A 1,257-nucleotide genomic window follows, 5' to 3' on the forward strand; every position below is an offset into this window, starting at 1 on the left:
TTCATAATCCCAAACCAGTTTTCCATCACCGCGTTATCTAAGCAATTACCTTTTCTAGACATACTCTGAGTAATGCCTTGCTTGTGTAATTCTTTTTGATAAATCCCCATCTGGTATTGCCAGCCCTGATCGGAGTGCAGCATCGGCTTCTCGGTCTGAGTGAGTTGCTTAAAGGCTTTAGTTAGCATGGCACTTACCATGCCGATCTGCGGACGATCGGCAATCTCATAAGAGATGATCTCTTGGTTATACAGATCCAATATCGGCGAGAGGTAAACCTTCTCACCCCTGATGTTGAACTCAGTCACATCGGTGACCCACTTTTGATTGGGTACTTTAGCTGCAAAGTTACGCTCTAATAGGTTTGGGGCTGCCTTACCAACAGACCCTTTGTAGGACTGGTAGCGTTTAGGGCGCACGGTTGATTTAAGGCCGAGGTGCCCCATCAGTTTTTGTACGGTTTTGGGGTTGAGGTAACACTGCTGATTGCTAAGCTCTAAATGGACTCGTCGATAGCCATAACGGCCCTGGTGGCGATGGTAGATCACTTGGATCTGGGTCTTTGTTGCAAGATGAGGGTCAGCCTGCTTGCTTAGCCCTACCTGATAGTAATAAACACTTCTTGCCATATTGGCTACTGCCAAGATGGTCTGCAAAGGGTATTGCTGCCTTAACTCAGTAATTACTTGGACTTGTTCTTGTTTGCCAAGTGCTTTTGCTGGGCTAAGGCCTCGAGCTTTTTTAGGTAATCGGTCTCCACTCGGCGGTACTCGAGCTCTTGCATGAGCTCTTGCGGAGTCATTTGGGTGACTGGCTTATTGGTGGGGGTAAATGGTTTGAAGGGTTTTGACATTGGTAGCCGTCCCTTGGGCTTAGGTTCTAGGGCTGTAATACCACCTTCATTGTAGAGGCGTTGCCAAAGACTAATTGTGCTGGGGGCTGGCACATTAAAGCGGGCTGCGGCTTGATTGATGGAGAGTTGGTCTTGTTGCATAGACTGGAGCACAGACACCTTAAAGGTGTCGGGGTAATGTGTGTAAGTCTTGGTTAAGCTCTTTTGACCATGAGCTTTATAGGCATGAACCCATTTTTGAATATAGGTATGTTTAACGCCGTAGCGGTCTCCGACTGCTTTAAAACCACCCTTACCGGAGAGGTAATGCTGAATAACTTCTAGTTTGAACTCTTTGCTGTATTTGGACATGAGACTGACCCTTTTGAGTTGGATTTGGTGTCCAACTTTTGTGGGTCAGTTCA

1 pseudogene is annotated in these 1,257 nt (G+C 46.8%); it reads right to left on the minus strand.

What is annotated here, in order from left to right:
• Positions 1-1,204: pseudogene (locus ICN30_RS11510) on the minus strand (IS3 family transposase); the annotation flags it as partial.
• Between the last annotated feature and the right edge of the window lie 53 nt (positions 1,205-1,257).

The sequence above is a fragment of the Polynucleobacter sp. 31A-FELB genome (genome assembly GCF_018882405.1).
Lineage (GTDB): Bacteria > Pseudomonadota > Gammaproteobacteria > Burkholderiales > Burkholderiaceae > Polynucleobacter.